The 13,265-nt window shown below is 71.5% G+C and carries 11 protein-coding genes and 1 pseudogene; 7 read left to right on the forward strand and 5 right to left on the reverse strand.

The annotated features are described in order from the left end of the window. Genes argC through M8J73_RS15670 form a run of 5 tightly spaced genes read left to right on the forward strand, consistent with a single transcriptional unit; the run spans position 1 to position 4,834 of the window. Positions 1-1,029, forward strand: coding sequence for an N-acetyl-gamma-glutamyl-phosphate reductase (gene argC, locus M8J73_RS15650; protein ID WP_055536660.1), 1,029 nt, complete (start codon positions 1-3; stop codon positions 1,027-1,029). After that, positions 1,026-2,177 carry a bifunctional glutamate N-acetyltransferase/amino-acid acetyltransferase ArgJ gene (gene argJ / locus M8J73_RS15655; protein ID WP_055536661.1) on the forward strand — a complete coding sequence of 384 codons (1,152 nt, stop codon included), beginning with the start codon at positions 1,026-1,028 and terminating at the stop codon, positions 2,175-2,177. The genes argC and argJ overlap by 4 nt, the downstream gene beginning before the upstream one ends. Continuing rightward, a complete protein-coding gene (argB, locus tag M8J73_RS15660; protein ID WP_055536662.1) occupies positions 2,174-3,085 on the forward strand; it encodes an acetylglutamate kinase in 912 nt (303 codons plus the stop codon). The genes argJ and argB overlap by 4 nt, the downstream gene beginning before the upstream one ends. After that, a complete protein-coding gene (locus M8J73_RS15665; RefSeq protein WP_055536663.1) occupies positions 3,082-4,278 on the forward strand; it encodes an acetylornithine transaminase in 1,197 nt (398 codons plus the stop codon). The genes argB and M8J73_RS15665 overlap by 4 nt, the downstream gene beginning before the upstream one ends. A 19-nt stretch (positions 4,279-4,297) precedes the next feature. Next, a complete protein-coding gene (locus M8J73_RS15670; RefSeq protein ID WP_055536664.1) occupies positions 4,298-4,834 on the forward strand; it encodes an arginine repressor in 537 nt (178 codons plus the stop codon). A gap of 136 nt (positions 4,835-4,970) precedes the next feature. On the opposite strand, the gene M8J73_RS15675 is transcribed toward M8J73_RS15670, so the two are convergent. The 5 genes and pseudogenes from M8J73_RS15675 to M8J73_RS15700 all read right to left on the reverse strand — a co-directional run. Next, on the reverse strand, positions 4,971-5,765 hold the full coding sequence (locus tag M8J73_RS15675; protein WP_055536665.1) for an FAD:protein FMN transferase: 795 nt from the start codon (positions 5,763-5,765) through the stop codon (positions 4,971-4,973). A gap of 4 nt (positions 5,766-5,769) precedes the next feature. Continuing rightward, the gene (locus tag M8J73_RS15685; RefSeq protein ID WP_308408349.1) at positions 5,770-6,879 is read right to left on the reverse strand and encodes an FMN-binding protein; all 1,110 of its coding nucleotides are present in this window, start codon (positions 6,877-6,879) and stop codon (positions 5,770-5,772) included. Positions 6,880-7,000: 121 nt separating this feature from the next. Beyond that, positions 7,001-8,338, reverse strand: a complete 1,338-nt coding sequence (locus tag M8J73_RS15690) for a ferredoxin reductase family protein (protein WP_055540216.1) — start codon at positions 8,336-8,338, stop codon at positions 7,001-7,003. A 145-nt stretch (positions 8,339-8,483) separates the two neighbouring features. Then, positions 8,484-9,071, reverse strand: a complete 588-nt coding sequence (locus M8J73_RS15695) for a pyridoxamine 5'-phosphate oxidase family protein (RefSeq protein ID WP_055540201.1) — start codon at positions 9,069-9,071, stop codon at positions 8,484-8,486. 595 nt (positions 9,072-9,666) lie between these two features. After that, a pseudogene (locus tag M8J73_RS15700) lies at positions 9,667-10,485 on the reverse strand (hypothetical protein); the annotation flags it as partial. Between the two features lie 234 nt (positions 10,486-10,719). On the opposite strand from M8J73_RS15700, the gene argH reads away from it, so the two are divergent. Continuing rightward, the gene (gene argH / locus M8J73_RS15705) at positions 10,720-12,150 is read left to right on the forward strand and encodes an argininosuccinate lyase (RefSeq protein ID WP_055540202.1); all 1,431 of its coding nucleotides are present in this window, start codon (positions 10,720-10,722) and stop codon (positions 12,148-12,150) included. Between the two features lie 93 nt (positions 12,151-12,243). Further along, entirely contained in the window at positions 12,244-13,215 is a 972-nt protein-coding gene (locus M8J73_RS15710; RefSeq protein ID WP_055540203.1) for an aldo/keto reductase, read from the forward strand. Positions 13,216-13,265: the final 50 nt, after the last annotated feature.

Consider the following 13,265-nt stretch of genomic DNA (forward strand, 5'->3'; position numbering starts at 1 on the left):
ATGGCGGTACGTGCAGCGGTGGCGGGAGCGAGCGGGTATGCGGGCGGCGAAGTGCTGCGCCTGCTGCTCGCGCACCCCGAGGTCGAGATCGGCGCCCTGACCGGCAACTCGAACGCCGGCCAGCGCCTCGGCGCCCTTCAGCCGCACCTGCTGCCGCTGGCCGACCGGGTCCTCCAGGAGACCACGGCCGAGGTCCTCGCCGGACACGACGTCGTGTTCCTCGCCCTGCCCCACGGGCAGTCCGCCGCCGTGGCCGAGCAGCTCGGCCCGGACGTCCTCGTCGTCGACATGGGCGCCGACTTCCGGCTGAAGGACGCCGCCGACTGGGAGAAGTTCTACGGCTCCCCGCACGCCGGGACCTGGCCCTACGGCCTCCCCGAACTGCCGGGCGCCCGCGCCGCGCTGGAGGGGTCCAAGCGCATCGCGGTGCCCGGTTGCTACCCCACGGCCGCCACCCTGGCCCTCTTCCCCGCGTACGCGGCGGGCATCGCCGAGAACGAGGCCGTGATCGTCGCCGCGTCCGGGACGTCCGGCGCCGGCAAGGCCCCCAAGACGCACCTGCTCGGCAGCGAGGTCATGGGCTCGATGAGCCCGTACGGCGTCGGCGGCGGCCATCGGCACACCCCCGAGATGATCCAGAACCTCGGCGGGGTCGCCGGCGAGCAGGTCTCCGTGTCCTTCACCCCGACCCTCGCGCCGATGTCCCGCGGCATCCTCGCCACGTGCAGCGCCAAGGCCAGGGCGGGCGTCACCGCCGAGTCCGTGCGCGCCGCGTACGAGAAGGCCTTCGCCGACGAGCCCTTCGTCCACCTCCTCCCGGAGGGGCAGTGGCCCGCCACGGCGTCCGTCCACGGTTCGAACGCTGTTCAGGTGCAGGTCGCGTACGACGAGGCGGCGGGCCGCATCATCGCGATCAGCGCCATCGACAACCTCACCAAGGGCACCGCCGGCGGTGCCGTCCAGAGCATGAACATCGCCCTCGGGCTCCCCGAGTCCACCGGGCTGACGACGATCGGAGTGGCGCCGTGAGCGTGACGGCAGCACAGGGATTCACGGCGGCCGGGATCGCCGCCGGAATCAAGGAGAACGGCAACCCGGACCTGGCCCTCGTGGTCAACAACGGGCCCCGCCTCGCCGCCGCGGGCGTCTTCACCTCCAACCGGGTCAAGGCCGCGCCGGTGCTCTGGTCCGAGCAGGTCCTCAAGGGCGGCCGGGTCTCGGCCGTGGTCCTCAACTCGGGCGGTGCCAACGCCTGCACCGGCCCGAAGGGCTTCCAGGACACGCACGCCACCGCCGAGAAGGTGGCCGACGTCCTCGGTCTGAACGCCGCCGAGGTCGCCGTCGCCTCCACCGGCCTCATCGGCGTCCTGCTCCCCATGGACAAGCTGCTCCCCGGCGTCGACACCGCCGCCGCCCAGCTGTCCGAGCACGGCGGCGAGAAGGCCGCCATCGCCATCAAGACCACCGACACCGTGCACAAGACGTCCGTCGCACAGGGCGAGGGATGGACCGTCGGCGGCATGGCCAAGGGTGCCGGCATGCTCGCCCCCGGCCTCGCCACCATGCTCGTCGTCCTCACCACCGACGCCGACGTCGACGCCGAGACCCTCGATCAGGCCCTCCGGGCGGCCACCCGGGTCACCTTCGACCGGGTCGACTCCGACGGCTGCATGTCCACCAACGACACCGTGCTGCTGCTCGCCTCCGGCGCTTCCGGCGTCACCCCGGAGTACGCGGAGTTCGCCGAGGCCGTACGCACCGTCTGCGACGACCTCGGACAGCAGCTGATCCGGGACGCCGAGGGCGCCAGCAAGGACATCAAGATCGAGGTGATCAACGCCGCGTCCGAGGACGACGCCGTCGAGGTGGGCCGCTCCATCGCCCGCAACAACCTCCTCAAGTGCGCCATCCACGGCGAGGACCCCAACTGGGGCCGGGTGCTGTCCGCGATCGGCACCACGCAGGCCGTGTTCGAGCCCGACCGGCTGAACGTCGCCATCAACGGCGTCTGGGTCTGCAAGAACGGCGGCGTCGGAGAGGACCGCGACAACGTCGACATGCGCTACCGCGAGGTGCACATCGTCGCCGACCTCGCCGCCGGGTCCGAGACCGCCACCGTCTGGACCAACGACCTCACCGCCGACTACGTCCACGAGAACAGCGCCTACTCCTCATGAGCACCACGCGGAAACACACCGCTCTCCCCAAGGCCCAGATCCTCATCGAGGCGCTGCCCTGGCTGACCCGCCACAACGGCAAGACGGTCGTCATCAAGTTCGGCGGCAACGCCATGATCGACGAGGAGCTGAAGGCGGCGTTCGCCCAGGACGTCGTCTTCCTGCGGCATGCCGGCCTGAACGTCGTCGTCGTGCACGGCGGCGGCCCGCAGATCAGCGCCGCCCTCGACAAGCACGGCATCGTCAGCGAGTTCAAGGCCGGACTGCGCGTCACCACCGAGGACGCCATGGACGTCGTACGCATGGTGCTCGCCGGACAGGTGCAGCGTGAACTGGTCGGCCTGCTCAACCAGCACGGACCGCTCGCCGTCGGTCTGACCGGCGAGGACGCGCACACCATCACCGCCATCAAGCACCAGCCGGAGATCGACGGGGAACTCGTCGACATCGGGCGGGTGGGCGAGATCACCGACATCGACACGGGCGCGATCGAGGCGCTGCTCGCCGACGGCCGCATCCCGGTCGTCTCGTCGATCGCCCGGAGCGAGGACGACGGACATGTCTACAACGTCAATGCTGATACGGCGGCTGCGGCACTCGCTGCCGCGCTGGGCGCCGAGACCCTCATGGTCCTCACCGATGTCGAGGGCCTCTACGAGGACTGGCCGAACAGCGACGAGGTGATCAGCCGCCTCACCGCTTCCCAGCTGGAGAAGCTGCTGCCGGAGCTGTCCTCCGGCATGGTGCCGAAGATGGAGGGCTGCCTGCACGCCGTGCGCAACGGCGTCAACACCGCCCGCGTCATCGACGGCCGGGTCCAGCACTCGATCCTGCTGGAGATCTTCACCGACGAGGGCATCGGCACGATGGTCGTGCCCGACGCCGTGACCGAGGGGGACGCCGAATGACCGGGACCGCGAGCAACGCAGAGCTGACCCAGCGGTGGCAGGGCTCGCTCATGAACAACTACGGCACCCCGAGACTGCCCCTCGTCCGCGGTGAGGGCAGCAGGCTGTGGGACGCCGACGGCAAGGAGTACCTGGACTTCGTCGGCGGAATCGCGGTCAACGCCCTCGGCCACGCCCACCCGGCGATCGTCGAGGCCGTCAGCAAGCAGATCGCCTCCCTCGGCCATGTCTCCAACCTGTTCGTCGCCGAGCCGCCCGTCGCGCTCGCCGAACGGCTCCTGGAGGCCTTCGGCCGGGACGGCAAGGTCTTCTTCTGCAACTCCGGCGCCGAGGCCAACGAGGGCGCCTTCAAGATCGGCCGGCTCACCGGGCGGACCCATATGGTCGCCACCACCGGCGGCTTCCACGGCCGGACCATGGGCGCCCTCGCCCTGACCGGCCAGCCCGGCAAGCAGACCGGCTTCCACCCGCTGCCCGGCGACGTCACCCACGTCCCCTACGGCGACGCGAAGGCCCTGGCCGCCGCGGTCACCAAGGAGACGGCGCTCGTCATCATCGAGCCGATCCAGGGGGAGAACGGCGTCGTCGTCCCGCCCCCCGGCTACCTGAAGGCGGCCCGCGCGATCACCGCGGCCACCGGGTCCCTGCTGGTCCTCGACGAGGTGCAGACCGGCGTCGGCCGGACCGGGCACTGGTTCGAGTACCAGGCCCACGAGGGCGTCCTGCCCGACGTCGTCACCCTCGCCAAGGGCCTCGGCGGCGGACTCCCGCTGGGCGCGACCGTCGCCTTCGGCCGGGCGGCGGAGTTCCTGCAGCCCGGTCACCACGGCACCACCTTCGGCGGGAACCCCGTCGCGTGCGCCGCCGGGCTCGCCGTCCTGGAGACCATCCGGGCCGAGGGCCTGCTGGAGAACGTGAAGCGGCAGAGCGAGCGGCTGCGGGAGGGAATCGAGTCCCTCGGCCACCCGTTGATCGCCCATGTCCGTGGCGCGGGCCTCCTGCTGGGTATCGTGCTCACCGAGCCGCTCGCGCCCCAGGCGCAGCAGGCGGCTCAGGACGCCGGTCTCCTGGTGAACGCGCCCGCCCCCGATGTCGTACGGCTCATGCCGGCGCTGAACATCGGTGAGGCCGAGGTGGACGCCTTCCTCAGGGCGCTGCCCGGTGTCCTGGACGTGGCCAAGGGGGACGGATGATCCGGGGAATGGGACGACGATGAGCCAGGCGCAGGAGCACGACCAGGCGGGGCCCGCGGTGCCGCAGACCCGTACGGCACGCCATCGGCGGATCGTGGACATCCTCAACCGGCAACCGGTGCGCTCGCAGAGCCAGTTGGCGAAGCTGCTCTCCGACGACGGGCTGAGCGTCACCCAGGCGACGCTCTCCCGGGACCTGGACGAGCTGAACGCGGTGAAGATCCGCAACACCGACGGCGACCTCATCTACGCGGTGCCCAGCGAGGGCGGTTTCCGTACGCCCCGGGCGCCGCTCGGCGAGTCGGCGAAGGAGGAGCGGATGCGGCGGCTCTCCGCGGAGCTGCTGATCTCCGCGGAGGCGTCCGCGAACCTGGTGGTGCTCCGCACCCCGCCGGGCGCGGCCCAGTTCCTGGCCTCGGCCATCGACCAGGCGGAACTGCACGACGTGCTCGGCACCATCGCCGGCGACGACACGCTGCTGCTGATCAGCCGTGACCCGGTGGGCGGGCAGGCGCTCGCGGACCACCTGCTGCGGCTGGCCCAGAACGGCCACTGAGCGACCGGCCACCGGGCCGGAAGCAACGGAGAACGGGGAAGCCTCCCGCGCACGCCGACGGCGTACGCGGGAGGCTTCCCCGCTTCCAAGTTGCCCGGTCCGGCGCCCCCGCCCCGGGCGCAGTCCGGGGCCGGTCTCACCCCAGGCGGGAGGCCAGCCCTCCCGTGCACCGCACCTCGTCGCCCGCCGTGATCAGCAGGGCCTCCACGTCCGGCAGCGACTCCAGCCAGGCCAGCCCCTCCCGCGACCCCATCGCGAACGCCGCCGTCGCCCAGCAGTCCGCCCAGGTCAGCCGGGGAGCGACCACCGTCACCGACACCAGGTCCGTGACCGCGGACTTCCCGGTGCGCGGGTCGACGATATGGGCGCCCCGTTCGGCCGTGCCCGAGGTGGCGACGGCCAACCGGTCCGCCCCCGCCGCGGTGACGACCGCGGCCAGCCCGCCCGGCCGCAACGGATCGGCCACGCCCACCCGCCAGGGCCGGTCGGGGCCGGGCACACCGCACAGCTGGACGTCGCCGCCGCCGTTGACGCTCACCCCGGCCGCACCCGCCTCGACCAGACGCAGGGCAGCCCGCTCGGTCGCCCACCCCTTCACCAGGCCGGTCGGATCGAAGCGGCCCTCGTAGGTCGCGCTGAACCAGCCGTTGCTCACCCGCTCCGCCTCGGCGCACAGTCCGAGCACCTCGGCGACCTCCGGGTCGCACTCCTCGATGGTGGTCTCGGCCCGCGCCAACCGGGAGATCTGGCTCTGCTCGCGATAGGTGCTGAACACCTCGTTCACGGTGTGCAGCCCGGCCACCGCCTCGTCGAGCGCGGCCCTGATCGCCGCCGGCTCGCCTCCCCGGACGTCGAAGGAGAAGACGGTGCCCATGACCTCCTCGGCGTGCCGCAGCTGGGCGGGCGCGGCCGCCCCGGCGGGTTCGGCCACAGGATCAGCCCGCCTGGTCGAGGGCGGACTGCACGGACTTCTTGTACCCCTCGCTGGTGTACGTGGCACCTGAGACAGCATCGATGTCGGCGCTCCCTGCCGCGACGGCGTTCTGGTTGAGCTTGGGGATGGCGGTGCCGCTGATCTGGGTGGAGCGGCCACCGCTGGGCTGCTGGAGAGCCTCGGCGTTGGTGATCCTGCCGTCCGTGACGGTGATACGGACCTGGACCGGCCCGTACTCCGTCTTGACGGCCGAGCCCGTGAGCACCTGGGTGCCCGTCGACTTCCCGGCCCCGGAGTCCGCCGTGCCGCCGCCCGCGTCCTGCGAACCGCCCGCCTCGGCCCCGCCGCCCGAGCCCTGCCCACCCGAGCCCTGCGCCTTGCCCGCCTGGTCGAGGGCGGACTGGAGCGACTGCTTGTAGCCGTCGCTGGTGTAGGTGGCGCCGGAGACGGCGTCGATGTCGGCGGAACCGGCGGCCACGGCCGCCTGGTTGAGCTTCGGGATCGCGGTGCCGCTGATCTGCGTGGACCGGCCGCCGCTGGGCTTCTGGACGGCCTCGGCCTTGGTGATCTTGCCGCCGGCCACGGTGATACGCACCTGGACCGGACCGTAGTCGGTCTGCACGGTCGTACCTGTGAGCGTCTGCGCCCCCGAGCCCTGCCCGCCCGAGCCCTGGGCGCTGCCGGCCTGGTCGAGGGCGGACTGGAGGGACTTCTTGTAGCCGTCGCTGGTGTAGGTGGCGCCCGACACCGCGTCGATGTCGGCGTTGCCCGCGGCGACGGCCGCCTGGTTGAGCTTGGGGACGGCGTCGTTGCTGATCTGCGTGGACCGGCCGCCGCTGGGCTTCTGGACGGCATCGGCCTGGGTGATCTTGCCGCCGTCCACGGTGATACGGACCTGGACCGGGCCGTAGTCGGTCTGCACGGCGGTGCCCGTGAGGGTCTGCGCGCCCGCCGCCACCCCGCCCTGGGCCGACGGAGCGCCCCCGGCCGCTCCGGCCTGTACCGATCCGGCCGGGTCCGAGGCGGGCTTCAGCGACAGCAGCAGCACGATGCCGGACACGGTGGCGGCGGTGGCGAGCAGGGTCCGCCGGATGGGGTGGCTCTTCTTCATCGCTCCTTCAGCTCCTGAAGTGAGAAGGCAGGTAGGGGGAAGCCCTGTGGGCGGTCCCATGGGCAGGGGTCGGTGGGGGACGGCCCCGTGGTGCGTGCGCGACGGCTTGCGGGCCCGTCGCTCACATCTCGAACGACTCGTGGTGGATGCGGCGGGTGGGGACGCCCGCCCCGCGCAGTGCCTCGTACACGCCCTGGGCGAACCCGGGTGGACCGCACAGGAAGACGTCGTGGCGCTCGATGTCCGGGATCTTCCGGCGCAGGGAGTCCGCCGAGATGTCGGGGCGCTCACCGTCCGGGCTGTTCACCGCGTACATCAGCCGTGCCCCGCGCTCCTCCGCGATCTGCGCGAGCTCGTCCCACAGCGCCAGGTCCTGGGTGCTGTTGGCCCGGTAGAGCAGGGTCAGATCACCGGCAGCGCCGGGCAGCGTCTCGAACAGGGCCCGCATCGGTGTGATACCCACGCCGCCGGCCACCAGCAGCACCTTGCCCCGGCTGCGCTTGGCGGCCGTGAGCGCCCCGTACGGGCCCTCGGCCCATACCCGGGTGCCGGGCTCCAGGTCGCGCAGGGCGGAGCTGTGGTCGCCGATCGCCTTGACGGTGATGCGCAGCATGTTGGGGCGCGGCGCCGCCGACAGCGAGTACGGGTGCGAGCTGAACCGCATACCGGGGGCCAGGAACCGCCAGCGGAAGAACTGTCCGGCCTCCGCGCCCATCCGGTGCAGCTTGCGCCCGCTCATCAGCACCGACACGATGCCGGGCGACTCCTCGATGACGGCCTCGACGCGCAGCCGGTGCCGCATGTTCAGCCGGATCGGGGTGAGGATCCGGTACCAGACGACCAGCGCGGTCACCGACCCGTACAGCGCGTACCAGCCCGTCTTCGCCTCGGGGGTGGCGGCGAACTCGTTGCCGGTGGTGATCTGGTGCCAGAACGTCAGGAACGTCGCCGCGTACGTCAGCAGGTGGGTGTGGTACCAGAGGTCGTACGGGATCCGCTTGCGGACCGGGCCGATCGAGATCAGCCCGATGAACACCAGCAGACCGGTGCCGATGGCGGCCTTGCCCATGTCCGGCAGCTGGTTGATGGAGTCGATGGTCTGCTGGAGGATCGCGGTGTGGGTCAGACCGGCCTGGAGGGCGTACCCGTACATCGTGAGGACGACGTGCGCGACGACCAGGCAGAGCGTGTAGCGGCCGGTCATCGCGTGCCAGCGGGCGACCCGGTCGGAGCCGACCCGGCGTTCCAGTGCGGGCACCCGCGCCATCTGGAGGACCACGAGCGCCATCAGGTATCCGCCGAGCAGGCCCGTGATCCGGCCGGCGTTGACCATCTGGCTGCCCTGGTCCGCGATGGAGGGCGTGTTGTCCCACCACAGCCACACGACCGCCGCCGCGCCCGCCCAGAAGGCGATCAGCAACGGGACGGCGGGGGAGCGGCGAGGTCGGATGCGGCGCATCGTCTGGCGGCGCGCGGCGCGACCTCCGGCGATCGTGGACACGGTTCCTCCGTGGTGGGCTGGACCCTTGGCCCACACGTACGTGCAGGGAGTGCCGTGTGTTCAACGTGGTGGGGAAACCGCTCGGCGAACGGGATGTTCCGTTTCAGCCGGTCGAGGGCGGCAGCGGCAACGGCAGCCCGGGCAGCCCGTCCAGGCTGGTCTCGACGTGCTCCTTGGAGCGGAAGTACGCGGTGAGCGAGTCGTCGTCCTCGCGCGCGAAGCGGCGCCCGTGCAGATCCCGGTCCTCCTCGTACGCCATGAAGGGCACCGCGTAGCCGCAGCTGTCGCGGACGAGTTCGGCCCGCACGACGACGACGGCGCGCAGACCGTGCAGGCCGGGGTCGATGTCCGGGAAACGCGCCAGGAGCTCCGGGAAGCGCGGGTCGTCACGGAAGACGGCCTCGCCCTTGCCATGGACGCGCACGATGGTGGGCGGGCCCTGGAAGGCGCACCACATGAGGGTGATCCGGCCGTTCTCCCGCAGATGCGCGATGGTCTCCGCGTTGGACCCCGCGAAGTCCAGGTAGGCCACGGTCTGTTCGTCGAGGACGGCGAACGAGCCCCGCAGGCCCTTGGGGGAGAGGTTGACCGTGCCGTCGGCGGACAGCGGGGCGGTCGCGGTGAAGAAGAGGGGCTGGGCCTCCATGAAGGTGCGCAGGCGGCCGTCTATGCGCTCGTAGGTCTTTCCCATGACTCATGATTCTCGGCGTACATCGTTCGCCTGGCTGAGGAAATACGAATTCCGGGTGGATCACCATTGCTGGGATCCACCCGGAATCGGAGCCGTCACTCGCCGGGCGAGCGGGTCGTCATGAGCGGCCGACCCGAACGGTGCCCACCCGGTGAGTTCGCGGCACGGCTCACTTGTTGAGCTGGCAGGGGGCGAGCTTCTCCAGGCCCTCGGGCTTGGCGGCGGCGCGGCCGATGGCGGTCTCGATGCGGTTCAGCGCGGCGACGCGCTTGTCCTCCAGCGGGCCGAGGATCGCGTTCTGGACGAAGTTGGGGCCACCCTGGCCGACCGTGTCGACGAGGCGCTTGTTGGCCTCCTGGATCTGGGTGTCGAGCAGCTCCAGGTTGCGCGTGACCTCGGCCTGCGCGGACGCCGGGATCGCGGGGAGGCTGCCCTCGACGGCCGGGCAGGAGATGGTGCCCGCGGCGCCCGCGTTGTTCTCGGCACCGGCGTTGCCGGCGTCGCCCGCTTCCTCGCCCGCACCGGCCTCGGCGCCAGCTCCGGCCTCGGCTTCCTCGCCCGCGCCCGCCTGGTCACCTGCGCCTGCGGCGCCGCCCTGGTTGAGCTGGCAGGGGGCGAGCTTCTCCAGGCCCTCGGGCTTGGCGGCGGCGCGGCCGATGGCGGTCTCGATGCGGTTCAGCGTCGCGATGCGCTTGTCCTCCAGCGGGCCGAGGATGGCGTTCTGGACGAAGTTGGCGCCGCCCTGGCCGACCGTGTCGACGAGGCGCTTGTTGGCTTCCTGGATCTGGGTGTCGAGGAGGGCGAGGTTGCGGTCGACCTCGGCCTTGGCGGAGGCGGGGATCGCGGGGAGGCTGCCCTCGACGGCCGGGCAGGAGATGGTGCCCGGGGCACCCGCGTCCTCGCCCGCACCGGCCTCGGCGCCGGCTCCGGCTTCCTCGCCCGCGCCCGCCTGGTCACCTGCGCCTGCGGCGCCGCCCTGGTTGAGCTGGCAGGGGGCGAGCTTCTCCAGGCCCTCGGGCTTGGCGGCGGCGCGGCCGATGGCGGTCTCGATGCGGTTCCGCGTCGCGATGCGCTTGTCCTCCAGCGGGCCGAGGATGGCGTTCTGGACGAAGTTGGGGCCACCCTGGCCGACCGTGTCGACGAGGCGCTTGTTGGCCTCCTGGATCTGGGTCTGCAGCAGGGCGAGGTTGCGGTCGACCTCGGCCTTGGCGGACGCGGGGACCGCCGGAAGGCTGCCCTCGACCGCCGGGCACGCAATGGTGCCGGGGGACGCGGCGCCGTCCTGCCCGTCGTTGTTGGCACCCTCACCGGCGAGAGCCGAACCCGCGATGACCGCTCCGGAGAGCACGACCGCGGCGGCGCCGCCGATGATCCCTACGCGACGCTTGTTGTACTTCGGAAGAGCCCTGGACATGCGGATGCCTCACTCGGGTCAGGTGTGGTCGGTGTGATCTAACGCGGCGCCTGCGTTCGGGGAGAGGTACGGGTAAGCGGTTTCGAGTGTTCAAGGCTTCTTGCTTTTCTCTTGAACTTCTCTCACGTTGACGATTCATGCAGAGTTCTGCATAATCATGCATGGCAAGCGTCGGCCGCCGACGGTCGCGGCGGACGCCCGTGGAAGATCCACACCTCTCTAGGAGCAGCGCAAGTGAGCAGCAACAGCGGTGACGTTCGGCTCTGGGGCGGCCGTTTCGCCGACGGTCCCGCCGAGGCCCTGGCGAAGCTGTCCGCGTCCGTCCACTTCGACTGGCGGCTGGCGCCCTACGACATCGCGGGCTCCCGCGCCCACGCGCGCGTGCTGCACAAGGCGGGCCTGCTCACGGACGGCGAGCTGACCGACATGCTGGCCGGCCTCGACCGGCTCGAGGCGGACGTCGCCGACGGCTCCTTCACCGGCACCATCGCCGACGAGGACGTGCACACCGCCCTGGAGCGGGGTCTGCTGGAGCGCCTCGGTCCCGACCTCGGCGGCAAGTTGCGCGCCGGCCGCTCCCGCAACGACCAGGTCGCCACCCTCTTCCGTATGTACCTGCGCGACCACGCCCGGGTCATCGGCGGCCTGATCGCCGAACTCCAGGACGCGCTGGTCGGACTGGCCGAGGCCCACCCGGACGTGGCGATGCCCGGCCGCACCCACCTCCAGCACGCCCAGCCGGTGCTGTTCGCCCACCACGTCCTCGCGCACGTGCAGTCGCTGTCGCGCGACGCGGAGCGGCTGCGTCAGTGGGACGAGCGCACGGCGGTCTCCCCGTACGGCTCCGGTGCCCTCGCCGGCTCCTCCCTCGGTCTCGACCCGGAGGCGGTCGCCAAGGACCTCGGCTTCGAGCACGGCAGCTCCGGCAACTCCATCGACGGCACGGCCTCCCGTGACTTCGTCGCCGAGTTCGCCTTCATCACCGCGATGATCGGGGTGAACCTCTCCCGGATCGCCGAGGAGGTCATCATCTGGAACACGAAGGAGTTCTCCTTCGTCACGCTCCACGACGCGTTCTCCACCGGCTCGTCGATCATGCCGCAGAAGAAGAACCCGGACATCGCCGAGCTGGCCCGGGGCAAGTCCGGCCGCCTCATCGGCAATCTGACCGGTCTCATGGCGACCCTGAAGGCCCTCCCGCTCGCTTACAACCGCGACCTCCAGGAGGACAAGGAGCCGGTCTTCGACTCCATCGACCAGCTGGAGGTCCTCCTGCCCGCCTTCACCGGGATGATGGCCACCCTCACCGTCCACCGCGAGCGCATGGAGGAACTGGCCCCCGCCGGCTTCTCCCTCGCCACCGACATCGCCGAGTGGCTGGTCAAGCAGGGCGTGCCGTTCCGGGTCGCGCACGAGGTCGCCGGCGAGTGCGTCAAGGTCGCCGAGTCCGAGAACAAGGAGCTCGACGAGCTGACGGACGAACAGTTCGCCAAGATCTCCGCCCACCTCACCCCCGAGGTCCGCACGGTCCTCAACGTCCCCGGCGCCCTCGCCTCGCGCAACGGCCGCGGTGGCACGGCCCCCTCCGCGGTCGCCACCCAGCTGGCGGAGGTCAAGGAGAACCTGGCCGTCCAGCACGCCTGGGCGACGGCGAAGCAGGGCTGACGCCGACGCGGGTCACCCCCGCACCGCACAACCAAGGTCATCGCGGGTTACGTTGGTCGGAAGCCGTAAGGAGCCGACCGAACGGAGCCCGTGATGCCCTTCGCGCGACTGGCCTCAGCGACCACCCCCACTTGCCACATCGGACTCGGCCTCGCCGCCGTCGGCCGCCCCGGCTACATCAACCTCGGCCGGGACGAGGACCTCGGGCCCGACCGAGGCGTCGACGCGCTGCGCACCCGCACCCATGAACTCCTCGACGCCGCCTACGCGCAGGGCGTCCGCTACGTCGACGCGGCCCGCTCCTACGGCCGGTCCGAGGAGTTCCTCGCCGACTGGTTGAAGGCCCGCCCCGACATCGACGACATCGTCGTGGGCAGCAAGTGGGGCTACACGTACACCGCCGACTGGACCACCGACGCCGAGCACCACGAGATCAAGGACCACGGCGTCGCCACGTACGAGCGGCAGCGCGCCGAGACCGCCGAGCTGCTCGGCGACCGGCTCGACCTCTACCAGATCCATTCGGTCACCCCGGACAGCCCGGCCCTCACCGACAAGGAACTCCACGCCAAGCTGGCGGAAGCGGCCGCCCGGGGCGTCACGATCGGCTTCTCCACGAGCGGCCCGGCGCAGGCCGACGCCATCCGGGCCGCCCTCACCGTGACGGTCGACGGCGAGCCCCTCTTCCGTACCGTCCAGTCGACGTACAACGCGCTGGAGACCTCCGCAGCCCCGGCCCTCGCCGAGGCGCACGACGCCGGGCTCACCGTGATCGTCAAGGAGGGCATGGCCAACGGCAGGCTCGCCGAGCCGCACGCGCCGGACGCGCTGCGAACCGTGGCCGCCGAGACCTCTCTCGGCTGCGACGCGGTCGCCCTCGCGTGGATCCTCCGTCAACCGTGGGCGGGCGTCGTGCTGTCCGGCGCGGCGACCGTCCACCAGCTCGCCTCCAACCTGCACGCGGCGGTGGTGGACCTCGACGAGGACCAGCTGACCCGGCTCGCGACACTCGCCGAGGAGCCCCGCGCCTACTGGGAGAAGCGCGGCAGCCTGCCCTGGCACTGAGCGGCACGGGCCGAGCGGTGCGTCGGCGCAGACGGGGCAGTACGCCGGTC

The organism is Streptomyces neyagawaensis, from assembly GCF_023516595.1.
GTDB lineage: Bacteria > Actinomycetota > Actinomycetes > Streptomycetales > Streptomycetaceae > Streptomyces > Streptomyces neyagawaensis.

Bases quoted from the DNA above. Each gene is read 5' to 3' on its own strand.
- M8J73_RS15710 (WP_055540203.1), top strand. From the start codon at position 12,244: ATGCCCTTCGCGCGACTGGCCTCAGCGACCACCCCCACTTGCCACATC.
- M8J73_RS15670 (WP_055536664.1), top strand. From the start codon at position 4,298: ATGAGCCAGGCGCAGGAGCACGACCAGGCGGGGCCCGCGGTGCCGCAG.
- M8J73_RS15690 (WP_055540216.1), bottom strand. From the start codon at position 8,338: ATGCGCCGCATCCGACCTCGCCGCTCCCCCGCCGTCCCGTTGCTGATC.
- argB (WP_055536662.1), top strand. From the start codon at position 2,174: ATGAGCACCACGCGGAAACACACCGCTCTCCCCAAGGCCCAGATCCTC.
- M8J73_RS15695 (WP_055540201.1), bottom strand. From the start codon at position 9,071: ATGGGAAAGACCTACGAGCGCATAGACGGCCGCCTGCGCACCTTCATG.
- M8J73_RS15665 (WP_055536663.1), top strand. From the start codon at position 3,082: ATGACCGGGACCGCGAGCAACGCAGAGCTGACCCAGCGGTGGCAGGGC.
- argC (WP_055536660.1), top strand. From the start codon at position 1: ATGGCGGTACGTGCAGCGGTGGCGGGAGCGAGCGGGTATGCGGGCGGC.
- M8J73_RS15685 (WP_308408349.1), bottom strand. From the start codon at position 6,879: ATGAAGAAGAGCCACCCCATCCGGCGGACCCTGCTCGCCACCGCCGCC.